This is a genomic window from Mycobacterium sp., from assembly GCF_047975165.1.
Lineage (GTDB): Bacteria > Actinomycetota > Actinomycetes > Mycobacteriales > Mycobacteriaceae > Mycobacterium.
Genome location: NZ_JBKECZ010000095.1, coordinates 1 through 26,406, shown reverse-complemented (window position 1 = coordinate 26,406; position 26,406 = coordinate 1). Strand labels below are relative to the sequence as shown.

At 66.2% G+C, this 26,406-nt stretch carries 19 protein-coding genes and 1 tRNA gene; 5 read left to right on the top strand and 15 right to left on the bottom strand.

From position 1 onward, the window contains the following. Nucleotides 1-545 precede the first annotated feature (545 nt). Both ACK5M9_RS09840 and ACK5M9_RS09835 read left to right on the top strand, forming a co-directional pair. Nucleotides 546-9,767: a fatty acid synthase subunit beta domain-containing protein gene (locus ACK5M9_RS09840; RefSeq protein ID WP_416892984.1), complete on the top strand. Its 9,222-nt coding sequence runs from the start codon at nt 546-548 to the stop codon at nt 9,765-9,767. 28 nt (nt 9,768-9,795) lie between these two features. Next, on the top strand, nt 9,796-10,188 hold the full coding sequence (locus ACK5M9_RS09835; protein WP_416892983.1) for a holo-ACP synthase: 393 nt from the start codon (nt 9,796-9,798) through the stop codon (nt 10,186-10,188). A gap of 162 nt (nt 10,189-10,350) precedes the next feature. Here ACK5M9_RS09835 and bcp read toward each other — a convergent pair whose 3' ends face one another. After that, complete coding sequence (gene bcp, locus ACK5M9_RS09830; protein ID WP_416892982.1) at nt 10,351-10,824, bottom strand: thioredoxin-dependent thiol peroxidase; 474 nt, start codon at nt 10,822-10,824, stop codon at nt 10,351-10,353. 97 nt (nt 10,825-10,921) lie between these two features. Here bcp and ACK5M9_RS09825 point away from each other — a divergent pair, with 97 nt between their 5' ends. Continuing rightward, nucleotides 10,922-11,149, top strand: a complete 228-nt coding sequence (locus tag ACK5M9_RS09825) for a DUF3618 domain-containing protein (RefSeq protein WP_416892981.1) — start codon at nt 10,922-10,924, stop codon at nt 11,147-11,149. Between the two features lie 89 nt (nt 11,150-11,238). Here the strand turns inward: ACK5M9_RS09825 and ACK5M9_RS09820 are convergent. Beyond that, nucleotides 11,239-11,311, bottom strand: a tRNA-Lys gene (locus ACK5M9_RS09820). A gap of 129 nt (nt 11,312-11,440) precedes the next feature. Between ACK5M9_RS09820 and ACK5M9_RS09815 the strand changes: the two genes are divergently transcribed. Continuing rightward, nucleotides 11,441-11,854 (top strand): hypothetical protein, encoded by a 414-nt coding sequence (locus tag ACK5M9_RS09815; protein ID WP_416892980.1) that lies wholly within the window; start codon nt 11,441-11,443, stop codon nt 11,852-11,854. Between the two features lie 82 nt (nt 11,855-11,936). Here ACK5M9_RS09815 and ACK5M9_RS09810 read toward each other — a convergent pair whose 3' ends face one another. From ACK5M9_RS09810 to ACK5M9_RS09760, 11 genes are all read right to left on the bottom strand, one after another. Then, the gene (locus tag ACK5M9_RS09810; RefSeq protein ID WP_416893016.1) at nt 11,937-12,737 is read right to left on the bottom strand and encodes a hypothetical protein; all 801 of its coding nucleotides are present in this window, start codon (nt 12,735-12,737) and stop codon (nt 11,937-11,939) included. Nucleotides 12,738-12,742: 5 nt separating this feature from the next. After that, nucleotides 12,743-13,477, bottom strand: coding sequence for a hypothetical protein (locus tag ACK5M9_RS09805; RefSeq protein WP_416892979.1), 735 nt, complete (start codon nt 13,475-13,477; stop codon nt 12,743-12,745). 17 nt (nt 13,478-13,494) lie between these two features. Beyond that, complete coding sequence (locus ACK5M9_RS09800) at nt 13,495-14,241, bottom strand: Mce protein (RefSeq protein WP_416892978.1); 747 nt, start codon at nt 14,239-14,241, stop codon at nt 13,495-13,497. Nucleotides 14,242-14,259: 18 nt separating this feature from the next. Continuing rightward, nucleotides 14,260-15,525, bottom strand: a complete 1,266-nt coding sequence (locus ACK5M9_RS09795; RefSeq protein WP_416892977.1) for an MlaD family protein — start codon at nt 15,523-15,525, stop codon at nt 14,260-14,262. A 2-nt stretch (nt 15,526-15,527) separates the two neighbouring features. Next, complete coding sequence (locus tag ACK5M9_RS09790) at nt 15,528-16,631, bottom strand: MlaD family protein (protein ID WP_416892976.1); 1,104 nt, start codon at nt 16,629-16,631, stop codon at nt 15,528-15,530. Nucleotides 16,632-16,636: 5 nt separating this feature from the next. Further along, nucleotides 16,637-17,755 carry an MCE family protein gene (locus ACK5M9_RS09785; protein WP_416892975.1) on the bottom strand — a complete coding sequence of 373 codons (1,119 nt, stop codon included), beginning with the start codon at nt 17,753-17,755 and terminating at the stop codon, nt 16,637-16,639. After that, the gene (locus ACK5M9_RS09780; RefSeq protein ID WP_416892974.1) at nt 17,752-18,777 is read right to left on the bottom strand and encodes an MlaD family protein; all 1,026 of its coding nucleotides are present in this window, start codon (nt 18,775-18,777) and stop codon (nt 17,752-17,754) included. Before ACK5M9_RS09780 ends, ACK5M9_RS09785 begins: the two co-directional genes overlap by 4 nt. A 5-nt stretch (nt 18,778-18,782) precedes the next feature. After that, complete coding sequence (locus tag ACK5M9_RS09775) at nt 18,783-19,847, bottom strand: MlaD family protein (protein WP_416892973.1); 1,065 nt, start codon at nt 19,845-19,847, stop codon at nt 18,783-18,785. Then, entirely contained in the window at nt 19,844-21,427 is a 1,584-nt protein-coding gene (locus ACK5M9_RS09770) for an MlaD family protein (RefSeq protein WP_416892972.1), read from the bottom strand. The genes ACK5M9_RS09775 and ACK5M9_RS09770 overlap by 4 nt, the downstream gene beginning before the upstream one ends. A 3-nt stretch (nt 21,428-21,430) precedes the next feature. Continuing rightward, nucleotides 21,431-22,225 carry an ABC transporter permease gene (locus ACK5M9_RS09765; RefSeq protein WP_416893015.1) on the bottom strand — a complete coding sequence of 265 codons (795 nt, stop codon included), beginning with the start codon at nt 22,223-22,225 and terminating at the stop codon, nt 21,431-21,433. A gap of 65 nt (nt 22,226-22,290) precedes the next feature. Beyond that, nucleotides 22,291-23,154, bottom strand: a complete 864-nt coding sequence (locus ACK5M9_RS09760; RefSeq protein WP_416892971.1) for an MlaE family ABC transporter permease — start codon at nt 23,152-23,154, stop codon at nt 22,291-22,293. A gap of 300 nt (nt 23,155-23,454) precedes the next feature. On the opposite strand from ACK5M9_RS09760, the gene ACK5M9_RS09755 reads away from it, so the two are divergent. Then, nucleotides 23,455-24,618, top strand: coding sequence for a L,D-transpeptidase (locus ACK5M9_RS09755; protein WP_416893014.1), 1,164 nt, complete (start codon nt 23,455-23,457; stop codon nt 24,616-24,618). 297 nt (nt 24,619-24,915) lie between these two features. On the opposite strand, the gene ACK5M9_RS09750 is transcribed toward ACK5M9_RS09755, so the two are convergent. After that, nucleotides 24,916-25,692, bottom strand: a complete 777-nt coding sequence (locus tag ACK5M9_RS09750; protein WP_416892970.1) for a mannan-binding family protein — start codon at nt 25,690-25,692, stop codon at nt 24,916-24,918. Nucleotides 25,693-25,709: 17 nt separating this feature from the next. Then, nucleotides 25,710-26,399: a DUF3329 domain-containing protein gene (locus ACK5M9_RS09745; RefSeq protein WP_416893013.1), complete on the bottom strand. Its 690-nt coding sequence runs from the start codon at nt 26,397-26,399 to the stop codon at nt 25,710-25,712. Nucleotides 26,400-26,406: the final 7 nt, after the last annotated feature.

Here is a 26,406-nt window from a genome sequence, read left to right as displayed (position 1 = left end):
AGGGATTAGGACACTGGAACTCTGACTCCAGCAAACACTCGTTCGCTCAGATTCGGCTGCCGGCGCCGTTTCCCCGTCGGTACGAACGCTGCGAAAGCGTCAATCGGGGGAGGCTGACGTCAAAATTATTTACATAACGATTTGATAACGGTACTGCGCTGAACAGCGCCGTTATAGCTACTCGACCGTAACCACCTGCATGCAGGACGTTTGTCGAGCTGGCCCGCGGCATCGGTTTCCCGCGGTGTTACCCGCGCCACGGTTACCCGCGCGTAGAACTCGCCAGTAACCAATCGATAGGCCAATGCCGGACCCATTCTTATGACACGCTTAGTGCAACCGATGCAGGCCAAAGCGGTTCTTCCGGGGGTCGTCGCGCGACTTGCGATTGCCACCCCGATTGAACGGTGACGGGCACCGGCCACAGGCGCTCCGGCTGCGGTTCGACGCAGAATCGCCGCGGAGTCGATCCCGCAACGGGGGACCGGCCCTGGGGCCGACCGATTGGACCGAGACAACGCATACGCATACAGGGAGAATCTAGGGTGACCATCCACGAGCACGACCGGGTGTCCGCAGACCGTGACGGCGGTGACCCGTCCAGTGCCCATGTGCTGGTAGATCGCCTGACCGCCGGCGAGCCGTACGCGGTGGCGTTCGGCGGGCAGGGCAGTGCGTGGCTGGAGACGCTCGAGGAACTGGTTTCCGGGGCCGGTATCGAATCCGAGCTGACGACGCTCGTCGGCGAAGTGGAGCTGTTGCTCGAACCGGTTGCCCGAGAGCTGATCGTGGTGCGCCCGATCGGTTTCGAACCGCTGCGTTGGGTGCGGGAGCTGGCGGCGCAGGACCCCGTCCCCTCCGAAAGGCATCTGACGTCGGCGGCCGTTTCGCTGCCGGGCGTACTGCTGACCCAGATCGCGGCCATCCGCGCGTTGGCGCGCCAGGGGATGGATCTGGTCGAGACCCCGCCGGTGGCTCTTGCGGGACACTCTCAGGGCGTGCTGGCCGTAGAGGCGCTCAAGTCCGCCGGCGCGCGCGATGTGGACTTGCTGGCGCTGGCCCAGCTGATCGGGGCCGCCGGGACGCTGGTCGCCCGCCGGCGCGGAATCTCCGTCCTCGGCGACCGGCCGCCGATGGTCTCGGTGAACAACGCCGACCCGGAACGGATCGGGCGATTGCTCGACGAGTTCGCCCAAGATGTTCGCACCGTGCTGCCACCGGTGCTGTCGATTCGCAACGGCCGCCGGTCGGTGGTCATCACCGGCACCCCCGAACAGCTGTCGCGGTTCGAGCTCTACTGCAAGCAGATCTCGGATCGGGAGGAGGCCGAGCGCAAGAGCAAGGTGCGGGGCGGCGATGTGTTCGCGCCGGTTTTCGATCCGGTCCGGGTCGAGGTGGGATTCCATACCCCTCGGCTGGCCGACGGCATCGACATCGTGGGCCGATGGGCCCAGCAGGTGGGCTTGGACGTGGCGCTGGCCCGCACGCTGACCGAAGCGATTCTGGTGGCCAAGGTCGACTGGGTGGACGAGATCGCCAAGGTGCACGACTCCGGTGCGCGGTGGATCCTGGATCTGGGGCCCGGTGACATCCTGACCCGGGTGACCGGGCCGGTGATCCGCGGCTTGGGGATCGGCATCGTGCCGGCCGCCACCCGCGGCGGGCAGCGCAATCTGTTCACCGTCGGCGCCATCCCGGAGGTGGCGCAAGCGTGGTCGAGCTACGCGCCGACCGTCGTCCGGCTGCCCGATGGCCGGGTGAAGTTGTCGACCAAATTCACCCGGCTGACCGGGCGGTCGCCGATCCTGCTGGCGGGCATGACCCCGACCACCGTCGACGCCGGGATCGTTGCGGCGGCCGCCAACGCCGGACACTGGGCCGAGCTGGCCGGTGGCGGACAGGTCACCGAGGAGGTATTCGCCGCCCGCATCGCAGAGCTGTCCGGCCTGCTCGAGCCGGGCCGGACCTATCAGTTCAACGCCCTGTTCCTGGACCCCTACCTGTGGAAGCTGCAACTTGGTGCCAAGCGCCTGGTGCAGAAGGCCCGCCAGTCCGGCGCGGCAATCGACGGCGTGGTGGTCAGCGCCGGCATCCCCGAACTCGAAGAAGCGGTCGAACTGATCGACGAACTCAACGACCTCGGGATCAGCCACGTGGTGTTCAAACCCGGCACCGTCGAACAGATCCGCTCGGTGATTCGCATCGCCACCGAGGTGCCCACCAAGCCGGTGATCATGCACGTCGAGGGCGGGCGAGCCGGTGGCCACCACTCCTGGGAGGACCTCGACGACCTGCTGCTGGCCACCTACTCCGAGTTACGGGCACGCTCCAACATCACCATCTGCGTAGGCGGCGGTATCGGTACGCCGGAGCGGGCAGCCGAGTACCTCTCCGGCCGTTGGGCACAGGACCACGGCTTCCCGCTGATGCCCATCGACGGCATCCTGGTCGGCACCGCTGCCATGGCGACACTGGAATCGACCACCTCGCCCTCGGTGAAACAGATGCTGGTCGAGACCGGCGGCACCGACCAGTGGATCAGCGCCGGAAAGGCGCAGGGCGGGATGGCCTCCAGCCGCAGTCAGCTCGGTGCGGACATCCACGAGATCGACAACAGCGCTTCGCGATGCGGGCAATTGCTCGACGAAGTGGCCGGCGACGCCGACGCGGTCGCGCGGCGCCGTGACGAGATCATCGCCGCGATGGCCCGGACCGCCAAGCCGTACTTCGGCGACGCCGGGGAAATGACCTACCTGCAGTGGCTGCAGCGCTACGTGGAATTGACCATCGGCGAAGGGGACACCACAGCCGACACGGCGGCACCGGGTAGCCCCTGGCTGGCGGACACCTGGCGGGAACGGTTCCAGAAGATGCTCATGCGTGCCGAGGCGCGTTTGCATACCCGGGAATCCGGTCGGATCCAGACGGCCTTTGCCGACACCGGCCTGGTGGAGGATCCGCAACGAGCTATCGCGACACTGCTCGCGTCCTACCCTGACGCCGAGACCGTGCACCTGCATCCGGCGGATGTGCCGTTCTTCGTCACCCTGTGCAAGACCATGGGCAAGCCGGTCAACTTCGTACCGGTGATCGACAAGGACGTGCGGCGCTGGTGGCGCAGCGACTCGCTGTGGCAGGCCCACGATGCCCGCTACGACGCGGATCAGGTCTGCATCATCCCCGGTCCGGCGGCGGTGGCCGGAATCACCCGGGCCGACGAACCGGTCGGCGAACTGCTCGACCGATTCGAACAGGCAGCGGTCGACGAGGTGCTCCGCGGCGGTTCGGAGCCCGCGGACGTCACCTCGCGCCGGGTCGGTCGAACCGATGTGCGGGGGCCGCTGGCCGTCGTGCTGGACGCACCCGATGTGCTGTGGGCCGGGCGGGCCACGGAAAACCCGGCGCACCGGATCGCGGCGCCCGGCGACTGGCAGGTGAACGAAAATCGCACCGCCACGCACACGTCGACCGGGTCCAGGCTTCAGGTCGCCCGCGACGGCCGCAACGTGGTGCTCAGCGTGCCGATCTCCGGCTCCTGGATCGACATCCCGCTGACTCTGGCGGTAAACACCGCGGACGGCGGTATGCCGGTCGTTGCTACCGAGGACGCCATCGCCGCCATGCGCACGGTGCTCGCGATTGCCGCGGGCGTCGACGGACCCGAAGCGCTCCCGGCCGTCCACAACGGAACCGCGACGGTGACCGTGGACTGGGATCCCGAGCGCGTCGCCGACCACACCGGTGTCACAGCGATTTTCGGCGAGCCGCTGGCTCCCAGCCTCACCACCGTTCCCGATGCGCTCGTCGGGCGCTGCTGGCCGGCGGTCTTCGCGGCGATTGGGGCCGCTGAAACCGATGGCGGGGTGCCCGTGGTGGAGGGCCTGCTCAGTCTGGTCCACTTGGACCACGCGGTCCGGCTGTCCCGGCAGCTGCCCACTATCCGCACCGAATTGACGGTTGTCGCAACGGCCGCGGATGCGACGGATACCGACATGGGCCGCGTTGTACCGGTTGCGGTCACGGTGACGACAGCCGACGGAGACCTCGTCGCCACCATGACCGAACGGTTCGCGATCCTCGGACGTACCGGAACCGCCGGCCTCGAGGATCCCGAAAGAGCCGGTGGCGCGGTATCGGAGAACGCCACCGACACGCCCCGCCGGCGTCGGCGCGACGTGACGGTGGACGCACCGGCTGACATGCGGCCGTTCGCCGTGGTGTCCGGTGACCACAATCCCATTCACACCGACAAGGCCGCCGCGCTGCTGGCCGGCCTGCCGTCGCCGATCGTGCACGGCATGTGGTTGTCGGCCGCTGCGCAGCACGCGGCGACCGCCACCGACGGCCGGGCCCGCCCGCCTGCGCGACTCGTCGGCTGGACGGCCCGCTTCCTGGGTATGGTGCGTCCCGGCGATGAGGTCGATTTCCGCGTCGAGCGCGTGGGGATCGACCGGGGCGCAGAGGTCATCGAGGTCGCCGCACGGATCGGCTCGGAGCTGGTCATGTCGGCGACGGCACGACTGGCCTCGCCGAAGACCGCCTATGCGTTCCCCGGCCAGGGCATTCAGCACAAGGGCATGGGCATGGACGTCCGGTCCCGGTCGAAGGCGGCCCGCAAGGTGTGGGACGAGGCGGACAGGTTCACCCGCGACACCCTGGGGTTCTCGGTGCTGCATGTGGTGCGGGACAACCCGACCAGCATCATCGCCAGCGGTGTGCACTATCAGCATCCCGACGGCGTGCTGTTCCTGACGCAATTCACCCAGGTGGCGATGGCGACGGTGGCGGCTGCCCAGGTCGCCGAGATGCGCGAGCAGGGTGCCTTCGTCGAAGACGCCATCGCCTGCGGTCACTCCGTGGGTGAGTACACCGCGCTGGCATGTGTCAGCGGCGTCTTCGAACTGGACGCGCTGCTGGAGGCGGTGTTTCACCGCGGATCGAAGATGCACGACATCGTCCCGCGCGACGAGCTGGGCCGGTCCAACTACCGGCTGGCGGCAATCCGGCCCTCCCAGATAGACCTGCCGGACGACGAGGTCAAGGACTTCGTGGCAGGGATAGCTTCGGATACCGGGGAGTTTCTGGAGATCGTCAACTACAACCTGCGCGGTTCGCAGTATGCGATCGCCGGCACGGTGCGGGGCCTTCGAGCCCTGGAGGAGGAGGTGGAACGGCGCCGCGAGATCACCGGCGGCAAGCGGTCCTTCATCCTGGTCCCGGGCATCGACGTGCCGTTCCACTCCAGGGTGCTGCGCGTCGGCGTGAACGAGTTCCGGCGGTCGCTGGAACGGCTCATGCCGCACGGCAAGGACCCCGACCTGATCATCGGACGCTACATCCCCAACCTGGTGCCCCGGCCGTTCACGCTGGACCGAGACTTCATCCAGGAGATCAGGGATCTGGTACCCGCCGAGCCGCTCGACGAGATCCTGGCCGACTACGACACCTGGCGCCGCGAGCGCCCGCGGGACATGACCCGCACGGTGTTCATCGAACTGCTGGCGTGGCAGTTCGCCAGCCCGGTCCGCTGGATCGAGACGCAGGACCTGCTGTTCATCGAGGAGGCCGCAGGCGGGCTGGGGGTGGAGCGGTTCGTCGAGATAGGCGTGAAGACGGCGCCGACCGTCGCGGGCCTGGCCACCAACACCTTGAAGTTGCCCGAATATGCCCACAGCACAGTGGAAGTACTCAATATCGAGCGCGACGCCGCGGTGCTGTTCGCCACCGACACCGACCCCGAACCGGAACCGGAGATCGAGGAGGCGGCCGGTGAGTCCACCGGAGCGGACGCAGCACCGGTACCGGCTGCGGCGCCGGCTGCCGCCGCGGCTGTCTCCGGCGCGCCGCGGCCGGACGACCTCACCTTCGATGCGGCAGACGCCACCCTCGCGCTGATTGCGATCTCGGCGAAGATGCGCATCGATCAGATCGAGGAGCTGGACTCCATCGAGTCCATCACCGACGGCGCGTCGTCACGACGCAACCAGCTGCTGGTCGACCTCGGCTCGGAGTTGAACCTCGGTGCCATCGACGGCGCGGCCGAAGCCGACCTTTCCGGCTTGCGGGCACAGGTCACCAAGCTCGCACGAACCTACAAGCCGTACGGTCCAGTGCTTTCCGATGCGATCAACGACCAGTTGCGCACCGTCCTGGGCCCATCGGGGAAGCGGCCCGGTTGCATTGCCGAACGGGTGAAGAAGACCTGGGAGCTCGGAGAGGGTTGGGTCCGGCACGTCACCGTCGAGGTGGCGCTGGGCACCCGGGAAGGTACCAGTGTTCGCGGAGACGCCATGGGGCACCTGCACGACGGTGCCCTGGCCGACGCCGCATCGGTGGACAAGGTGATCGATGCGGCGGTTGCCGCAGTGGCAGATCGGCACGGCGTCGCCGTTGCGCTGCCGTCGGCCGGTGGCGGCGGTGGTGCCACCGTCGACGCGGCCGCGCTGAGCGAATTCACCGATGCGATCACCGGCCGCGACGGCGTCCTGGCCTCCGCAGCCCGTTTGGTGCTGGGGCAACTGGGATTGGACGATCCCGTCTCGGCAATACCGGCGGCGACCGACGCAGAGCTCGTCGACCTCGTTACGGCCGAATTGGGTTCGGAATGGCCACGTTTGGTGGCCCCGGTGTTCGACGCCAAGAAGGCGGTCGTGTTCGACGACCGGTGGGCCAGTGCCCGCGAAGACCTCGTCAAGCTGTGGCTGACCGACGAGGGTGAGATCGATGCCGACTGGCTGCGGCACTCGGAGCGCTTCGAGGGCGCCGGGCACGTCGTCGCGACACAGGCCGGCTGGTGGCAGGGTAGGGCGCTGGCTGCCGGCCGGCAGATCCATGCCTCGCTGTACGGCAGGATCGCCGCCGGCGCCGAGAACCCGAACCCCGGTCCTTTCAGCGGCGAAATCGCCGTGGTGACGGGGGCCTCCAAAGGCTCGATAGCCGCGTCGGTGGCCGCACGCCTGCTCGACGGCGGCGGCACCGTGATCGCAACCACCTCGAAGCTCGATGGCGAACGTCTGGCGTTCTATCGCGCACTGTACCGCGACAATGCCCGGTACGACGCGACGCTGTGGGTGGTGCCCGTCAATATGGCGTCCTACTCCGACATCGACGGACTGGTCGACTGGATCGGTAGTGAACAGTCCGAAAGCCTTGGACCACAGTCCATTCACATCAAGGATGCGCAGAACCCGACACTGCTGTTCCCGTTCGCGGCACCGCGAGTGGCCGGAGACCTCTCCGAGGTCGGTGCCCGCTCGGAGATGGAGATGAAGGTGCTGCTGTGGGCCGCGGAACGGCTCATCAGCGGACTGTCGAAGATCGGTGCCGAGCGCGACATCGCGTCGCGACTGCACGTGGTCCTGCCGGGATCGCCCAACCGCGGATCCTTCGGCGGAGACGGCGCCTACGGGGAAGCCAAGTCCGCCCTGGACGCCGTGGTGAGCCGCTGGCGGGCCGAATCGTCGTGGGCCGCACGGGTGAGTCTGGCGCACGCGCTGATCGGCTGGACCCGGGGCACCGGCCTGATGGGGCACAACGATGCGATAGTGGCTGCCGTCGAAGAAGCCGGCGTCACCACCTACTCGACCGATGAGATGGCAGCGATGCTGCTCGGGCTGTGCGACGTGGAATCCAAAGTTGCCGCGGCCGCGTCCCCGATCGAAGCGGACCTCACCGGCGGCCTCGGCGAGGCCGAACTCGACATGGCCGAATTGGCCGCCAAGGCCCGCGAGGAGATGTCGGCGGAATCGACCGAAGACGACGAGGAGGCGGCCGAAGACGCGATCGCCGCGCTGCCCTCGCCGCCGCGCGGATATACCCCGGCGCCACCGCCGGAATGGGACGACCTCGCTGTCGATCCCGCCGACCTGGTGGTGATAGTCGGTGGCGCGGAAATCGGGCCGTACGGGTCCTCGCGGACCCGCTTCGAGATGGAAGTCGAGAACGAACTGTCCGCCGCCGGCGTGCTCGAGCTGGCCTGGACCACCGGGCTGATCCGCTGGGAGGACGACCCGCAACCGGGATGGTACGACACGCAATCCGGCGACCTGGTCGACGAGGCCGAGCTGGTCGAGCGCTACCACGACGCGGTGGTCCAGCGCTGCGGGATCCGCGAGTTCGTCGACGACGGCGCCATCGATCCCGAACACGCCTCCCCGCTGCTGGTGTCGGTGTTCCTGGACAGGGACTTCTCCTTCGCGGTGTCCTCGGAGGCCGATGCCCGCTCGTTCGCCGAATTCGATCCCGAGCACACCGTCATCTCACCGGTCCCGGATTCCAGCGACTGGCAGGTCATCCGCAGGGCGGGCACCGAGGTCCGGGTGCCGCGCAAGACCAAGCTGTCCCGCGTCGTCGGCGGGCAGGTGCCGACCGGATTCGATCCGACGGTGTGGGGCATCAGCGCGGACATGGCCGGCTCCATCGACCGGCTGGCGGTGTGGAACATCGTGGCCACGGTGGATGCGTTCCTGACGGCCGGCTTCAGCCCTGCCGAAGTGATGCGCTACGTGCACCCGAGTCTGGTGGCCAACACCATGGGCACCGGCATGGGCGGCGGGACCTCGATGCAGACGATGTACCACGGAAACCTGTTGGGCCGCAACAAGCCGAACGACATATTCCAGGAAGTGCTGCCCAATATCGTTGCCGCCCATGTGGTTCAGTCCTATATCGGCAGCTACGGAGCGATGATCCACCCGGTCGCGGCGTGTGCGACGGCCGCGGTCTCGGTCGAGGAGGGCGTCGACAAGATCCGGCTCGGCAAGGCCGAGATGGTGGTGGCCGGCGGGATCGACGACCTGACGCTGGAAGGCATCATCGGCTTCGGTGACATGGCGGCCACGGCTGACACCGCCATGATGCGTGGCCGCGGCATCGACGATGCCAGGTTCTCCCGGCCGAACGACCGGCGCCGGCTGGGCTTCGTCGAGGCCCAGGGCGGCGGCACCATTCTGCTGGCGCGCGGCGATCTGGCGCTGAAGATGGGGCTGCCGGTGCTGGCCGTCGTCGCCTACGCGCAGTCCTTTGGGGACGGGGTGCACACCTCTATCCCGGCACCCGGCCTGGGTGCGCTCGGTGCGGCCCGTGGCGGTGACGGCTCGCCGCTGTCGCGCGCGCTGGCCTCGCTCGGGGTGGCCCCCGACGACATCGCGGTGATCTCCAAGCACGACACCTCTACGCTGGCGAACGATCCCAACGAGACCGAGTTGCACGAGCGGCTTGCCGACTCGATGGGCCGCTCCGCCGGCGCCCCGCTGTTCGTGGTCTCGCAGAAGAACCTCACCGGCCACGCGAAGGGCGGCGCGGCGGTGTTCCAGATGATGGGGCTGTGCCAGATGCTGCGCGACGGCGTGATCCCGCCGAACCGGAGCCTGGACTGTGTCGACGAGGAATTGGCCGGCTCGACCCACTTCGTGTGGGTCCGCGACACCCTGCGGCTGGGCGGGAAGTTCCCCCTCAAGGCCGCAATGCTGACCAGCCTGGGATTCGGCCACGTGTCGGGGCTGGTCGCACTGGTGCACCCGCAGGCGTTCATCGCCTCCCTGGAGCCTGGTCAGCGGGAGGATTACCGGCGTCGCGCCGATGCCCGGCTGGTGGCCGGCCAACGCCGGCTGGCCTCGGCCATCGCCGGGGGTGAGCCGATGTACCAGCGGCCGCCGGGTCGCCGGTTCGGCCATGAGGGTCCGGAGAAGGCCCAGGAGGCGTCGATGCTGCTGAGCCCCGAGGCCCGGCTGGGTGGCGATGACGCCTACCAGGCCTCCGCGGGTTGAGTCCGCGCATCGGTTAACCTGGCCAGCCATGGGCATCGTCGGAATCGGGATCGATCTCGTCGCTATTCCCGATTTCGCCGAGCAGGTGGACCAACCGGGAACGGTGTTCGCCGAAACCTTCACCCCGGGTGAACGGCGCGACGCCTCGGACAAGAGTTCGTCCGCGGCGCGGCACCTGGCCGCCCGCTGGGCGGCCAAGGAGGCCGTGATCAAGGCCTGGTCGGGTTCCCGGTTCGCGCAGCGACCGGTGCTGCCGGAGGGCATTCACCGCGACATCGAGGTGGTCACCGATATGTGGGGCCGGCCGCGGGTCCGGTTGAGCGGTGAGATCGCCAGGCATCTGGCCGAGGTGACCATCCACGTGTCGCTGACGCACGAGGGCGACATGGCCGCCGCGGTAGCGATCCTGGAGACGCCGTAGCCGTGATCGGTGTTGACTCTGCGCCTGTGGCGCGGAAGTGCGGGTAGGCCGCGCCGTGAGCGCAGGGTCAACGCCACTGCCCGGCCCCCTGAAGGTTGACTCTGCGCCGGTGGCGCGGAAGTGCGGGTAGGCCGCGCCGTGAGCGCAGGGTCAACGCGGGGGCTATACGGACAGGTCGCGGCGCAGCTTGGCGACGTGGCCGGTCGCCTTCACGTTGTACTGCGCGACCGCGATCCTGCCCTGCTCGTCGATCAGGAAGGTCGAGCGAATCACTCCGGTGACCGTCTTTCCGTACAGCTTTTTCTCGCCGAAGGCCCCGTAGGCCGCCAACACGGCGCGGTCGGGGTCGGACAGCAACGGGAACGTCAGGTTCTCGATGTCGCGGAATTTCGCCAGCTTTTCCGGTTTGTCGGGGGAGATGCCGACGACGTCGATACCCGCGCCGTTGAGTTCGCCCAGGCTGTCCCGGAAGTCGCAGGCCTGCTTGGTGCAGCCGGGTGTCGAGGCGGCCGGGTAGAAGTACACGACGACGCGGCGTCCCCGATAGTCCGACAGTGACACCTGGTTGCCGTCGGCGTCGGGCAGGCGGAAAGCGGGCGCTGTATCGCCCGGCGCCAGCCGGGGTGTCTGGGTCATTCGTGAGATTCCTTTCAGTTCACCGCGGCGTCGGAGCCCGCACCGGCTGCTCTAGGGTAGTTCGTGAGCGCACTAGCCTGACTCGGAGGACAGATACGTGGCGGACCGCGATCCCGACACCATCAAGCAGGAGATCGACCAAGCCCGCCAGGAACTGGCGATGACCGTCGATTCGCTGACGCAGCGTGCCAATCCCCGTCGGCTGGCCGATGACGTCAAGGCGAAGGCGATCGAGGTACTCAACCGTCCGATCGTGACGGTGTCGCTGACCGGGGCTGCGGTGCTCGCCTTCGTGGTGGCGGTGCACCGGATCAGGCGTCGCTGACGTCCCGGGTGGTCCGGAAGGGTGTTTCCTCGGGCGGTGAGCCGCCTGGAGAATGCCTCCGGCGGTGACGGAGGCCGCTCGGAAGACTGTGCGCCGTCAGGGTTTCGAACCCCGGACCCGCTGATTAAGAGTCAGCTGCTCTACCAACTGAGCTAACGGCGCCGCACCGGCCAGAAGCCGGCTACCGACAATAACAGGACTCCCGCCGCGGACGGAAATCTCCCCTCGCCGCCTCGGTTGATGCCGGCGGAGTTCTTTCACCGGGGGACCCGGCCTTGTAGAGTCCTTGGCATGTTTAGTAGGGCTGCGCGTGGTGTGCTGGTGGCCCAGGTGGTCGCCGGCGCAATTGTGTGTTTGTTGACGGCGCCGGTGGCTGCGGCCCACGACCCGGACTGTGACACCATCCTTCCGGTGGGTGATCAGCTCGGACCCATTTTCGATCAGGTCGAACCGGATGGTTTCACACCGCCGGGCGTCGCAGATCAGATTCGTCAGGCCAACGCGCCGTTGTACAACCTGGGCACCGCGACGGCGGTGGACCTGCGGAACTGGGCTGACATCCTGGCCTCCAAACTGGATCACGACAATCGCTACGCTCAGATCGGCTCCGACCAACGCTGGCTGACCGCGGACCTCACCGCGGCGCGCAGTCACCTGCTGGCGGCGCAGCGTTACTGTTTGTGGTCGATCTACAGTTCAGGCTGAAACGCGGCGCCGACGGCCTTCCCGCCGCCTGCCAGCCGCCTGTTGCCCGTCCGTGTGGCGCTGGGCCGCGTCGCGAAGTCGCTTACACGCCGCCGTATTCGGGGCGCAGCGGGCCGGCAAGCGCGGCCAGCGGCACCTGGAGGGTGACCGCTCCGCCGTCCATCGACCACGCGTAATTGGCCGCTTGGGAGTCTTGGGCCGACGGGACGTCGGGCATGTGGATGATCAGGTCGTCCTGGGTCAACGCGAAGGCCCGGTAGCCTCCGGTGAAGCCTGGGCCGTCGGGGCCGGGTGTCCATTGGCCGATCATGTAGGGATTGGTGTTGGGTGCGTGCGGCGGGGCTCCGGCATCGAGCGCCGCGGGCAGGAACGGTCCGGCGGCCTCTGCGATCGCGGCGATCGGGTCGACGCCCGGCTTGAACAGGTCGGCCAGCATGAGTCGATGCCCCTGGGCCATGTCGAAGACGAAAGTCCGGTAGGCGTTGTTGGACTGGAGGCCGAACGGCTCGAAGTCCTCGTGAACGACCAGCGACTGTACAGCGCCGGGCCCGGTGAACAGCTCGTAGGTGGCGGTGGCACTGCTGTCGCGCGGTGCCTGCGTGCCGCTGTTTCGCCAGCCGTCCATCAGTTTGTGGTAAAAGCCGCCGACAACGGGACCCGATGTGGGGTTGTCGAGCATCGGTTGTGGTAGGTCGAGGGATATCAACCGCTCGGCCTTGAGGTGTGAGACAACCACCGTCGTGCACGAGGTGCCGTCCCAGTTTCCGCCGAGTTCGGCGCAGAACTGGTCCGGTGACGCGCCGGCGACCGGTGCGGTCGCCACCAGTGTCGCCGCGGTGGCCGCCGCGGCTATCGTCGCCATCAGATTCGTTGTCAACTTCATGGTGTTCACCGCCGTTGTCCGGGTAGTTCAACCTTGCCGGCCAGCCATCGGCCGCCGACTTTGTCCATCGTGATTGCTATTGCGTTGACGTCGACCCCCGGCTGCGGGGTCGTGGAGTTGGTGACTGTCTGCTCGACGAACAGCAGCACCTCGACCTTTCTGGGATTCGCCGATTTGACCGCCGATTCCAGGACGGTGCCCTTCGTCGCAACCTTGTTGTCGATCATCGCTTTTCGCAGCACTGAACCGGCCTTGGAATACTGGTCCTTGAACTCGCCGGTTGCGCCGTTGAGGATGTCGTCGAAGTTCTTGTCGACCGCCCCGGGGTCGGTGCTGGTGAGTGTGACGGCGAATGCCTTTGCGGCCTCCAGTGCCTGCGCGGCGGCCATGTCGGTACGGTGCTGCTGGTACTGCAGCCAGCCGGCGTAGCCGGCCCAGGCGACGACGGCCCCGGCTGCGAGTACGACGACGCCGCGAATCGCGTGATTGATCCCGCGGCGCGGAGCAGCGGCGGCCCGAGCGGCGCGACGCCACCGGCGCCCCCGGCCGGCGTCGTCCTGCTCGGCGGCGGCACTCTCGCCATCAGTACCGGCGTCGTCCTGCTCGGCGGCGGCACTCTCGCCATCAGTACCGGAGTCGTCCTGCTCGGCCCCGACACTGTCCTGCTCGGCCCCGACACTGTCCTGCTCGGCCGCCTCGGGAACTTCGTCGGTCTCTACCGTCGCTTCCACAGATCCCATACCTTTTACGGTGCTCGCTAGAGCATCTCGACTTTGCTTGCCAACCACCGATGGTCGATCAGTTCCATGGTCATCAACACCCGGTCGCGATCGATTCGCGGGCTGGTCCGGACCGCGTTGGTGACCGATTGGTCGACGAACAGTAGCACCTCGACTTTGGTCTTGGTCGCGGACTTGATCGCCGAGTCGATGACGATGCCCTTGCCCGCGGCACCGTTGTCGATCAGGATCTGGCGCAGCTGCGCGGAGCCCTGGCTGTACTGATCCTTGAACTCCCCGGTGGCCCCGTCGAGCGCCTCCCGGTAGTTCTTGTCGATGTCTTTGGTATCCAGAGTGGTCAAGACGACCGCATAGTTGCGCGCGGCCTCCATGGCGGCCTGGCCGGCCGCGGCGGTGTCTCTGAGCGCCATGAGTCGCCAGCCCAGGAAGCTCGACAGTCCCAGTGCCGTGATCAGCAGCGTGCCGACGGCGACGGTCAGCAGGCGCCGCCGCCGCTGCCCCGGCGGCCCTGCGGCGGCATCCTCTCCGGAGGTGCCGGCGAGAGCGGCGTCGGACTCGGCCTGGCCGTCGGCGTCAGCGCTGGCGTCGGCCTGGTCAGGATCTCGGCCGTCGGAGGCCTGCGTGCCGGATTGTGCGCAGTCGTCTCCGCCCGATTCGTCGGGGTCACCCGCCTCGCCGGATTGTTCCCGATCTTGGACGTCCTGTGCTTCGTCCAGGTCGGCGACGCGGTCGAAAATACTCTTGGCTGATGCTTGCTTGGACACCCGGTCTCCGCGCTACCTCTAGTCCGGAATCCACGGTGGCATCGGAGTCCCACCAAACGGTGTTTGCAAGGTGTACGGCGGGATCTGCGGTGCCGGGTCGGTTTGCGCTGTCGGGTCGTATCCCGGCGGTGGGCCCGCGGTGTCGTCACCAGGTGGCCGCGGTGCGTTGCGGGCGCCCCGGATCAGCACCGACGGGTCGGGGTTGTTGCAGTACGTGTAGAGATACGGCTCCGGGTAGTCGGGTTGCGAGAGCGGGGAATGCGGCAGGTTGTAGTCGCAGCTGTACTTGGGATAGAACTCTGCGATCGCCCAGATCCCGTTGTCGTGCGCAATGGTGGTCAGCCGGTCGAGCAGTGAGTCGTGGTCGGGGCGCCAGAGATTCTCCAGCGCCGGGACCCGCAGGTACAGCAGCTGCGAAAGCGTGGTCAGGTTCCCGAGCAACTGCACAACGGTCTGGCGGTTGTCGGCGACCAGGTTGTCGACGTCGGCGAGCTGTCCTGGCCCGCTATCGACCAGGGTGCGGAATCCGCCATCCATAACGTTCACACCGCCGAGAACGTTCTCCAGGTCGCCCGTCGTCTGGCGCAGCCCCGGCGCCACGTCACCGAGTGTGCCGAACACGACCTGGGTGTTGCGTAGCAGGCTGACGGTTTGCGGGAGTACCCCGGCCATCGTGGAGGACAAGAAGATCGCGCCGTCGAAGATCGCCGCGAGCTTTTCCGGCCCCTGGGGACTCACGCGCAATTCACCGAAGAGAGCCGAGAGCTGGTCGCTGTCCAATTGGGCCAGCGCACCGCGGCTGTCGTCGATGATGTGCGGCAGCGATATCGGGATCGTGGTCTGCTGTTCGCTGATCACCGCGCCGTCGGTCAGGTACGGGCCGTTGGCGTGCTCGGGACGGAAGTCGACATATTGCTCGCCTGCCGCCGACAGGCCCGACACCCGAACCGGGGTGTCGGATGGAATCCGGTTGCGGGCGTCGATCGAGACCACCGCCTCCACCGCGTCCTTGGTGAGGTTGAGCTCTCTGACACGGCCGATCGGTATGCCGCGCAGGGTGACGTCCTGGTTGACCAGGAGGCCGCCCGACTCCGGCAGCATCACCCGGATCGACATCATCTTGCGGACCGGGTTGACCCGTAGGCCGCCGATCATGACGTAGCTGAAGGCGATCAGCAGGATGACCGCCAGGCCGATGATCGACATCAGGCTTCGTCGTGCGGCCAGCGCTTTTATCGTGTCGACGAAAACGCGCGCGGCACGTTCCAGTGGGTTGAGCGTCATGGTTATCCTCGGGCCGGCCCGTAGATCTTGTCCAGCAGCAGGTTCCACTCGTATCGGATGCTGCCGATCATCAGATGCCAGTCGGTGCCGTCCGGCCAGTGGAATCCGGGGTCGCCGGGGTAGTTCAGGTCCGGCCACGGTACCAGCGACAACTTCGATACTTCACCGACACCGTGCAGGGCGTTGGAGCTGAAGGAGCGCAGGATCACCCCGATTGCCCGGTTGAACGGGTACAACGACAGGTCGGGATCGACGGCGATGTCGTTGAAGGAGCCGGCCAGACGGTTGATGTCGGCCATTGTGCTGCGGCTGTCGGTGCCCTGAATGGATGGGAACTTGGACAACTGGTTGGTGATACGGGCCACGCCGTCGGCCAGGTCGGCTATCCGAGTGGTGTTGTCGGCGATGACGGACATGGCCGGTGCGGCGGCAACCAGTGATTCGTCGAGAGTCTGCCGGCGTGCGGCCATGGTGGCCGCCAACTCCGAGGTGCGGCGCAGCGACGTATCCAACTGCGTCGAGCGGGCCGTCAGCTTGGACAGCACTGCTTTCGTTCCGTCCATGAGCTCACGGAGCTTCTCACCGCGTCCGCCGACTGCCCGGCCGGCGCCGTTGGCGATCTGCATGAGGTGGCGCGCGGCGCCACCATTGACCAGCAGCGCCAACGAGCTCAACAGGTCTTCTATGCTCGGCGCGGCACTGGTGGACTTCAGCCCGATGGTGTCGCCGTCGCGGAGCAGTGGGGCGTCCTGGTTCGGGGAGGGCCGGATCTGCAGGAAGACGTCGCCGAGCGGGGTGGCCTGGCGAAGTTCGGCGGTTGCGCCCTGGTGCAGCGGAACATTGGCGCGAACAAGCATGTACACGTGCGCGGTGAAATCCTTGGCGTGGATCGACTCCACTTCGCCGACGTCGGCCCCGAGGAGCCGCACTTTGGCCTTCGACGGTAGGTTCAGCGCGTTGGAGAACACCGCTGTCAGCCCGTAGGTCTTGCCGCTGCCTCCCGGGGCCGGTAGCGGCAGTAGGGAAAGGTCGACACCGCAACCCGCCAGGACCGTCGCCAAGGCGGCAATCAGGGCACCTCGTGATCCGCGCCGTACCGTCCGCATGAATGTCATGGCATCTCACTGATCCCGTCCGACATCAGGTCGAACATGCGGCCCAAACCGAAGTCCGGTTGGTAGTCCCGCAGCGTCCCAGTCGCACAATCCAACTGTTTGAGCCCCATCAGGTTGCAGAATTCCTTGCCGAACTGACCGTTGAGGATGAACTTGTCGGGGAGCCCGTGGACCCGGGCACTGCCACCGACGGGGTCGATGATGTTGTACAGGTTGTCAACGGTCAGCGGTGCGACGTCGAGTGTTTCCTGCAGCTCCCGCTGGTTGTCGTTGATCGTGTTCGTCACGGTCTGCAGATCGACGAACGTTGTGGTGAGACCCTCGCGGTGGCCCTCAAGCAGCCGGGAGGTCTCGGCTAGGATCTCGTTGAGTTTGGCCCCGGTGCTGCCGCTGCCGAGATCCTCATCGGCCAGGATGGAGCTCAGCTGGTGCAGGTTGGATCCGAACTCGCGTATGGCGGTGTCGTTGTCGGCGGCCGCCTGGGTCAATTCGGCCATGCTGTCGACGATCGCCTGGATGTTCTTCTTGCTGTGTGCGCCCTTGTCGGAGCCCACCCGAAGGGCCTCTGACAGCTTGCTCAGGGTCGCCTTGATGTTGGCGCTGTTGGCTGAGGAGATCTGGCCGCCGAGGTTGACCAGGTCGCCGAGTGGCCCCTTGCCGTGGTCGTCGCCGTGCAGGGCCTTGCCCAGTTTGTCCATCATGGCGAAGGTTCGGTCGATCTCGACCGGGGTGCGGGTGCGCGCCAAGCCCAGTACGTCGCCGTTCTTGAGCTTGGGCCCGCCCCGGTAGGGCGGGGTCAGTTCGACATGACGGTCGGTCAGGATGGAGTTCGACATGGTCACGGCCTGCACATCGGCGGGAATATCGATGTCGGAGTCGATCGCCAGCTTGACCTGGACGTAGGTTTCCTTGGCTTCGATGCTGGTCACCTTGCCCACCGGCATTCCCAGCACGTCGACGTCGTTGCCGACGTACAACCCGACGGTGTCCTCGAATTCCGCTGTCACCTCGATGTGCCGGTGGACGAATCGGGGAAGCAGCACGACGGCCGCGGCGACGACCAGCAGGGCGGCGGCCACTGCCGCCGCGAGCAATATCTTGACCTGTCGGCTCATTCGCAGTCCTTGAAGTACTCGACCAGGTTGAACTGTCGGGCCCGCCCGCTGATCGCGCACATCCACGAGTCGACGAGTATGCCGGCCGGCAGATTGACGTCGATCGAGTTGCCGCTGCCGGTGGCGTTGGCGAGGTTGCGCACGGTGATGGGCATCGCCTGCAAAATGCTGCGTAGCAACGCGTCGTTGTCGGACATCAGCTTGGCGAACTCTTCGGTGTCGGAGAGCAGCTTGTCGAGTGCCGGTTCGTCGGCCATGATCGTCTGCGCTCGGTCGACCAGGGTGGTGGCGCTGGCGAACAGCCGTTCCACTTGGGCGCGGCGGGTGGCGATCTCGGAGAGCAGATCGCGCCCCTGCAGCACCAGAGCGCCAAGATCCGCCCGCTGGTTGCGCAGCATCGTGGTCAAGGTGTCGGCGTTGTTGAGCAGTGTCCCGAGTTGACCGCGCCGGCTGGCGATGACGCCGGCCAGCGACTCCAGGTTGGTTAACGCTGCCGGCAGCGCCTCGGGCAGTCCCTGCAGGGTGTCGGTCATCGTCTTCACCGAGGAGACGATGCGGTCGGCGTCCACCGCACCGAAAGTGCTTGTCGCACTGGCGAGGGTTTCCTGCAGGTCGAAGGGGACCTCGGTGTTGGCCAGCCGGATCGTACGGTGGTCGAGGTCGCCGGCTCCGGCGGGATACAGCGCCAGGTAGCGCGATCCCAGGATCGTGGTCATCTTGATCGAGGCCTGCGTGTCGGCGCCCAGGTGTACGTCCTTGCGTACGTTGAACCCGATCTGTACGTGATCGCCGGCGAGCTTGACGCTGTCGACGGTGCCCACCTGAATGCCGGCGATGGTCACCATGTTGCCCTTGCCGAGCTGCGCGGATTGCGCGAACTCGCCCTGGTAGCTCCTGGTGCCCAGGTTGAGCTTGCCCACCAGTAGCACCGCCCCCAGCATGGCGGCGATGAGGATCACCCCGACGAATCCCAGCCAGGTCTGGTTGTAGGAGTCGAGGGGGCGCTTGAATCGCTTGAGCATCGTGGTCACCTGCACACCGGTGAGTGCTTGATCTTGTTGAGGAAGCCCGGAGTGACGCCGTCACCCGGGGTTGCCGAGGCGACGAACGCCCGGAACCAGTGGAATAGGCCGCGCCACAGGCCGAAGTCGATGTCGCACGCGTAGATGTCCAGATAGCCCCCGGACTGGCTGGCACGGGCGAGGGACTTGAGCATGCCCGGAAGGTTGGCCGCCATATAGCCCATGCGCTGCCGCCCCTCGTGCACGGTGTAGTCGAGTAGCCCGGGCTGGCGATTGACGAACTGTTGCGCGTCGGGGGTGATGTTGTCGACGATCGTCCCCAGCCTGCCGACCGTGTGGTTGATCGACCCAACCGAATCGACCAGTTCGCCCCGGCGGTCGGCAAGTTCGGTCATGACGCCCCGGGTTTGGCTGATCATCGTCTGCAGGCTGTTGTTCTGCTTGGCCAGGCTGACCATCAGTTCGTCGAGGTTGCCGATCAGGTCGCCCAAGACCTGATCCGGGCCGGCCAGGGTCTCCGCCAGGGTCGAGGCCTGGGTTGTCAGCACCAGAACCGAACTCGAATCACCTTGGAAGGCTTGAATCACCGCCTTGGTCAGATTGTCCACCTGCGTCGAATCCAATTGGGTGAGCAGCGGTTCGAATCCGTTGAGCACATAGCTGATGTCGAGTGACGGGTTGGTGTGTTCCAGGGGTATCTGCCCCTTGTTGTGCAGCGGTTTGTGGTCGCCGTCGGAGCCGGGGGACAGCCCCAGGTAGCGCTGGCCGATGATGTTCTGGTAGGTCACCGAGGCGTGGGTGTCGGTGTAGAGGGTCTGGTCGCGTTGCACCCGGAAAGTGACTTTTGCCGACTTGCCGACGAGGTCGATGTCGTCCACCCGGCCGACCCGGACCCCGGCCGCACGGACGTCATCGCCGGTCTTGAGTCCGGACACATCGGTGAACATTGCCGAGTAGGAGTGCGTAGCGCCGGAAATTTCGCGCCGCATGGTACCGAAGACCATCCAGGTGATGGCCACCGAGAAAATCAGGAAGAGGGTGGTGCCGATCAGTGGCTTGCGGTAGCTCATTGACCGTCCTCCGACGCCACTTGACCGTCCTCCGACGCCACTTGACCGTCCTCCGGCGCGACTTGACTGTCCTCCGACGGCCATGTGATGTGCACCGTGGTGCCGCGCACAACCGGTCCCAGCAACAGCTCGTCGGCGGCATTTGCCGACCCGCTGCCCACGATCTGGCCGAGCTGGTCCTTTTCCTGCTGGCTGCCGACGGGCCCTACGTTGCCGCCGAACTGTGCCGCCGGCGCGACTACCGAAGCCAGGCCCGGCGCCGGCGGTGGGGCTTCGGCCGGCAACGGTTCTCCCGGACCGCCGCCCAATTGGGCCGCACCGGGTGGTAGCGGTGGCAGCTGGCGCGGGTTCGGGGGAGGTGCCGGTGGCCCTTGCGGCTTGCCGGGCATGGATTCCCGCGGCGGGGTCACATTGGGGCGGTTGTCGGTCACGTAGGGCGGGGGAGTGATGTCCATCGATCCCAGCGCCGGGTACAGGTCCGGTGCCGTCGGGCCTTCCGGTGCTGTTTGACAGCTGGGGCCTGCCAGGTCCCCGTAGCGGGGGCAGTCGGCGCGGACGTAGCGGCGGCTGGGGGTGAGTGCGGCGATGATCTTGATGGTGAGGAGGTTCCGGTCGGGATCCCAGGCGTTGTCGTAAAACTTGTTCGCGAATGTCTTCAGGCGGGTGGCGATGCCGTGCATGTCGCCGGCGTGATCGCCGAGCACTCCCAGGGCCGGCGCCAGCTGGGTGCTGATGGTCACCATCCGGTCGGTCTGGTGGTCGAAGGCGTCGCCGAGGGTGCCGACGGTGTTCAGCCCTCCGGAGAGCAAGTTGGTCAATTCCACCCGCTTCTCGGCAAAGGTCCGCATTGGGCGGACGGCGTTGTCCAGTGCGTCGAAGAGGTCGGGGGACGCGTCGCGGAGTCCTTCCGCGGCGGCGGTCAACGCTGCCAGCGTGGATGGGCCGGTGTCGTCACTGGCGATCACCGCGTCCAGTTGCGCGGATATCTCGTTGAGATCGTGGCCGGCGTCGGTGAGCTGTTTGCCCTTGCCGTCGGTCGCGTCACCGAGTGCCTCGAGTATGCCGACCGTATGGTCGTCGGGACGATGCGCTACCACGTCGAGCACTTCGTGGAGCTTGGCCAACACGTTCTGGAACAGCACTGTCGGCAGGGTCTTGTCCTCGTAGACCACGGAGCCGGTCTGTAGCGGCGGTGCTTCCCCGTTGTCGACCAGTTGCACCGCCGACACCGCAAACAGGTTGGCCGGGACCACCCGCGCGGTGACGGTGTTGGGGATGCGGGCTGCGTACTCGGGTGTGAGATCGACGTGGACGACGTTGGCCTGCCCGTTGCGAGACGGGGTCACATCGGCCACCATCCCCACTATTACCCCCCGGAACTTCACGTCCGAGCGTTCCGGCAGGCCGTCGCCGATGTTGAACAACTCGACATCGACCTTAACCAGCTTGTCGAACGTGCCCTGGGATTTCATCACCATGGCTACCCCGAGAAGCGCCGCGATGACCGCGAAGCACATACCCACGACGACAAGGCTCCGATTGGAGGGGCTGCGGGGATCGAAGTCGTATGAGTTTGGCATTTGCTAGCCCCCGAACCGAGCCCCGGAATTGACGCCCCACAACGCCATGGTCAGCAGCATGTTGACGATGACGACGACGGTGACGCTCGAACGCATCGCGCGACCGGCGGCAACCCCGACGCCGGCTGGTCCGCCGGTGGCGAAGTACCCGTAGTAGCACTGCATCGTGGAGGAGATGAAGACAAAGACGACGGCCTTGATCGTCGCGTACACCACATCGCGACCGCTGAGGCCCACCGAAAAATAGTGGAGATAGGAGCCCGGGGCCTGGCCGGCCGCCATGCTGACCAGTTGGCAGGACAGATAGGTCAGGCCCAGGGCGGTCAGGAACAGCGGAATGACCGCGATGATGGTCGCCGTCACCCGGGTCACCACCAGATAGCCGACGGAATCGAGGCCAAGGACCTCCATGGCGTCGATCTCCTCGTTGATCCGCATCGCCCCCAGCTGTGCGGTGAACCGGCAGCCCGCCTGGGCGATGAACGCCATGGCGATCATGACCGGCGCGAGTTCGCGCGTGGTGGCAAACGACGAGATCAGGCCGGTCCCCGGCCCAAGGCCGAGTAGGTTCAGCGCGTTGTACCCTTCGACGGCCACCAAGGCGCCGGCCGTGATCCCCAGCACCGCTGCGACGTTGACGGTGCCGCCGCCCACCACGATCGAGCCGTTACCCCAGGAGATGTCCGCCACCAAGCGCAACAGTTCCTTGCGGAAATTTTTCACTGTGCCGGGAATTGAGGTGAGGATCTTGCCGAAGAAATACACCATGTGGCCGGCACGGCCGATCCCGGTGGTCATCGAACCGGCTGCATCGAGCAGCTGGCTCTTGCTGGGAAGTCGCAACGCGTTCGTGGTAGCCACGGCTATATGGTCTGTCTCGGGAAAATGAGGAGCCACATCTGGCTCATCAGAACGTTCACAATCATCAACAGCAGGACGGACTCGACGACAGCTGCGTTCACCGAGTTCGCCACGCCGGCCGGTCCGCCGTGGGTGGAGAGTCCCTTCTGACAGGCCACGATCGCCACGATCACGCCGTAGACGACCGCCTTGATCACCGCCAGCACGAGATCGTCGACGGTCGCGAATGAGGAGAACGTGGCAATGAACGACCCGGGAGCACCGTCCTGCATGTACACATTGAAGGCGTAGCCCGCCAGATAGCCGACGAACATCGTCGTACCGGTCAATGCGATCCCGATAAGGACCACTGCTGCCAGCCGCGGAACCACCATGCGTCGCAGCGGCGATACCCCCATGACCTCCATGGCCGCGATCTCTTCCCGCATCGTACGGGCTCCGAGGTCCGCGCAGACCGCCGAGCCCACCGCCGCAGCCATGATGAGTGCCGCTACCAGCGGCGCCCCCTGCCGGATGATCACCAGGCCGTCGGCGGCACCGGACAGTGAGGCCGCGCCGACCTGCCCGGCCAGCAAACTGAACTGGATCGACAGGGTGACGCCGATCGGAATGGTCACCAAAACTGTGGGGATGAACGATGTGCTGGTCATGAACCAGGCCTGCTCGATGAACTCGCCCACCATGAACTTGCGGGTCGCGATATCGACGAACAGATACTTGATGGCCTGGACGCCCAGAACGAACTGGGCACCGACGGTGTTCAGAGACAGCAGCGGGTGATTCTGCAGATACCGGCGAAACCAGGCGAATATCTCGCCGATCGCCGAACGCCGAGCTTCAAGCTCGGTCAGCTCGACATCGGTCATCGACATTTCCTCCGGTGGCCAGTGGCCGGTGGGCGGTGGGCGGCAAAGGCAGTCCGCCGACGATAGCAGTAGGTTCTGACGGATTACCAGAGGTGGTCGGCGATTGGATGTGGGCAAGATAACGGTGGCCGGGGCACTCTTATCGTGGAACCCGCGATTGGAGTGCGTCTCGAGCCACTACAATGCTGGAAACATTCCCTGGTTCAGTCGTGACCGGAACAAGCGGGCAAGATGGAGAAGGCTCCTTAGATGATGCCGTTGCGCAGGCTACGCAGGTGTGGGCCATGGTCGGTGCTGGTCATGGCCCTGGTGGCGACGTGCGTCGTTGGCTGCGGCAGCGGTGCCAAGGCGCCGGTTGCGGCCAACGTAATTGAGAACAAGGGCACGCCGTTCGCTGATCTGCTGGTTCCCAAACTCACCGCGTCGGTCAAGGACGGTGCCGTCGGTGTCACGGTGGACTCCCCGGTTACGGTGAGCGTGTCCGACGGTGTTCTCGCGTCGGTGAACATGGTCAACGACAACGGCAAGACGATCGTCGGACAGCTCAGTCCGGACGGCCTGCATTGGCAAACCTCGGAGCAACTGGGTTACAACCGCCGGTACATCGTTGACGTCAAGGCGCGGGGGATGGGGGGCGCGGCAAGCCGGCAGATGGCCTTCCAGACCAGTTCGCCGGCGAATATGACGATGCCCTATCTCGTTCCCAGCGACGGCGAGGTGGTGGGTGTCGGCCAACCCGTGGCGATCACCTTCGATGAGAACATCGCCGACCGGGTCGCCGCCGAAAAAGTCATCAAGATCACCACCGACCCGCCGGTCGTCGGCGCCTTCTACTGGTTGAACAACCATGAAGTACGTTGGCGCCCAGAGCATTACTGGAAACCCGGTACTGCCGTCGATGTGGCGGTCAACACCTACGGTGTGGACCTCGGCAACGGGATGTTCGGCGAGGACAACGCCCACACGCACTTCACCATCGGCGACGAGTTGATCGCGACCGCCGACGACAAGACCAAGGTGGTGACGGTACGCGTCAACGGTGAAGTCGTCCGGTCCATGCCGACATCCATGGGCAAGGACAGCACCCCGACCGACAATGGCATCTATACCGTCGGAGCGCGTTTCCAGCACATCATCATGGATTCCTCGACCTACGGAGTTCCGGTGAACTCGCCCAACGGGTATCGGACCGATGTCGACTGGGCCACGCAGATCTCCTACAGCGGCATCTTCGTGCATTCCGCACCGTGGTCGGTCGGTGCACAGGGGTACTACAACACCAGTCACGGCTGCCTCAATGTCAGTCCGAGCGACGCCCAGTGGTTCTACGACCACGTCAAGCGCGGCGACATCGTCGAGGTCATAAATACGGTGGGCGGCCCCTTGCCGGGTACCGAAGGGCTCGGGGACTGGAACATCCCTTGGGCGCAATGGCGTGCGGGTAACGCCAAGGACCGCGGGTAACGCCAAGGACCAGGAGCGTGGGTCGGCAACGCGTTGGGCGGGGGGAGCAGCCCCGCTGACTCTGCGCTGGTGGTGCGGTCACCCCCCCCGCTGATTCTGCGCCCATGGCGCAAAAGTGCGAGTGGGCTACGCCGTGGACGCAGGATGAATCCTCGGGGGGTTGGGTAGTTGCGCTGATTCTGCGCCCATGGCGCAAAAGTGCGAGTGGGCTACGCCGTGGACGCAGGATCAACCGCCGAGGCTCGCGGTTGGAGGCGTTCGCCCGAACCTGATCTTCGTAGTTGAGCGCGCCGGCGGCTAGAGACGCAGGACCGAACCCAGTGCCGACAGCGGGATGTGCGCCTCGACGGCGCCGCCGTCGATGAACCACTGCCGCAGGCCCGGGGAGAAATTGACCGGCTGATCATGTGCCACCGGATAGTCGGGCATGTAGAGGATCAGTTCGTCGGGTGTCAACGCCCAGGCTCGGTATCCGCCGGAATAGACCTTGTCGGGAGTCCACCGCTCGATCACGAATGGGTAGGTTCCGGGGGCGTGCGGTGGAGCCGCCTGATCCAGTGCGGTCTGGATGAACGGCTGTGCCAGGGGCGGGATCTGATCCAGTGGGTTGCCGTTTGCCAGGTCGGCCAGTTGTACCCGCCGTCCGGTCGCCATGTCGAAGGTGAAGGTGCGGTAGGCGTTGTTCGGTTTGGGCCCGTCCGCGTGGTAGTCCTCGTGGAATACCGCGCTGAGCAGGTTGCCGTGCCGGAACACCTCGAAGTTCTCTTCGCCGTAGCTGTCCGCGGCCATCAGTGCGTTGGCGCTTCGCCAGTTGTCGACCAGGGTGTGCAGGTAGTCGCGGATCGCCGGGCCGGTGGCCGGGTTGTCGACCAGGTCACCGGGGACCGCGACTTTGATGTCCCGCACGGCGTCGCGCTGGGAAGTCACTGTGGTGTGGCAGTATTGCCCGTCCCACCCGCCGCCCAGTTCGCCGCAGAACGACTCGGCGGACGCGTGGGCCAGTGGTGGGCGGAACGTTCCGGCCAGGCCGGTCGCGGCAACCAACAGCGTTGTCCCGATGATTCTGCGGAGCATGGGCGGCGGCATTCGACTCAGAGCAGTTCGACTTTGCCGGCGCGCCAGCGGCCGTCGACCTTCTGCATGGTCATCTTGATCCTGCTGCGGTCGATCCGCGGATCGGGCACGGCCATGTTGGTGATGGTCTGGTCGATGAAGACCAGGACGACGACCTCGTCCTTGGATTCCGAGGAGATTGCCGAATCCACCACGACCCCGTGCGCGGTGGCCTTGTTGTCGATCAGCAGTTGGCGAAGTTGCACGCTGGACTGGGTGTACATGTCCTTGAATTCACCGGTGGCACCGTCGAGCACCTGCCGGAAGTTCTCGTCGACATCGTTGGAGTCGATGCTCGTCAAGACCTGCGCGTAGTCGATCGCCGCTTGCCGGGCTTCCCGGCCGGCGAGTTTGACCTGATGATCCTGCCACTGCCGCCAGCCGAGGAACCCCGAAACCGCAAGGGAAGCGGCCAACAGCAGCGGCATAATGCTGCGACGCAGATATTTGCCCCAGGGGCGCTTGGTGCGCTTGGTATCGGTGGTGTCGTCGGTATCGGCGGTGCCTTCGGTATCGGTGGTGTCTTCGGCGTCGGCGGCGTCCTCACCTGCATCGGCGGTGTCGTCGGCGGTGTCGTCTGCGCCGACCCTCTCCTCTCCAGCCTCTCCATCCTCTCCAGCCTCCCCAGCCTCCGCAGCCTCTCCAGCCTCCGCACCCTCTCCAGCCACACCTGCG

Coding starts and splice junctions, on each gene's coding strand:
- ACK5M9_RS09835 (WP_416892983.1), top strand. CDS start 9,796: ATGGGCATCGTCGGAATCGGGATCGATCTCGTCGCTATTCCCGATTTC.
- bcp (WP_416892982.1), bottom strand. CDS start 10,824: ATGACCCAGACACCCCGGCTGGCGCCGGGCGATACAGCGCCCGCTTTC.
- ACK5M9_RS09815 (WP_416892980.1), top strand. CDS start 11,441: ATGTTTAGTAGGGCTGCGCGTGGTGTGCTGGTGGCCCAGGTGGTCGCC.
- ACK5M9_RS09810 (WP_416893016.1), bottom strand. CDS start 12,737: ATGAAGTTGACAACGAATCTGATGGCGACGATAGCCGCGGCGGCCACC.
- ACK5M9_RS09805 (WP_416892979.1), bottom strand. CDS start 13,477: ATGGGATCTGTGGAAGCGACGGTAGAGACCGACGAAGTTCCCGAGGCG.
- ACK5M9_RS09795 (WP_416892977.1), bottom strand. CDS start 15,525: ATGACGCTCAACCCACTGGAACGTGCCGCGCGCGTTTTCGTCGACACG.
- ACK5M9_RS09790 (WP_416892976.1), bottom strand. CDS start 16,631: ATGCGGACGGTACGGCGCGGATCACGAGGTGCCCTGATTGCCGCCTTG.
- ACK5M9_RS09785 (WP_416892975.1), bottom strand. CDS start 17,755: ATGAGCCGACAGGTCAAGATATTGCTCGCGGCGGCAGTGGCCGCCGCC.
- ACK5M9_RS09780 (WP_416892974.1), bottom strand. CDS start 18,777: ATGCTCAAGCGATTCAAGCGCCCCCTCGACTCCTACAACCAGACCTGG.
- ACK5M9_RS09775 (WP_416892973.1), bottom strand. CDS start 19,847: ATGAGCTACCGCAAGCCACTGATCGGCACCACCCTCTTCCTGATTTTC.
- ACK5M9_RS09770 (WP_416892972.1), bottom strand. CDS start 21,427: ATGCCAAACTCATACGACTTCGATCCCCGCAGCCCCTCCAATCGGAGC.
- ACK5M9_RS09765 (WP_416893015.1), bottom strand. CDS start 22,225: ATGACCACCGGGATCGGCCGTGCCGGCCACATGGTGTATTTCTTCGGC.
- ACK5M9_RS09760 (WP_416892971.1), bottom strand. CDS start 23,154: ATGACCGATGTCGAGCTGACCGAGCTTGAAGCTCGGCGTTCGGCGATC.
- ACK5M9_RS09755 (WP_416893014.1), top strand. CDS start 23,455: ATGGCCCTGGTGGCGACGTGCGTCGTTGGCTGCGGCAGCGGTGCCAAG.
- ACK5M9_RS09750 (WP_416892970.1), bottom strand. CDS start 25,692: ATGCTCCGCAGAATCATCGGGACAACGCTGTTGGTTGCCGCGACCGGC.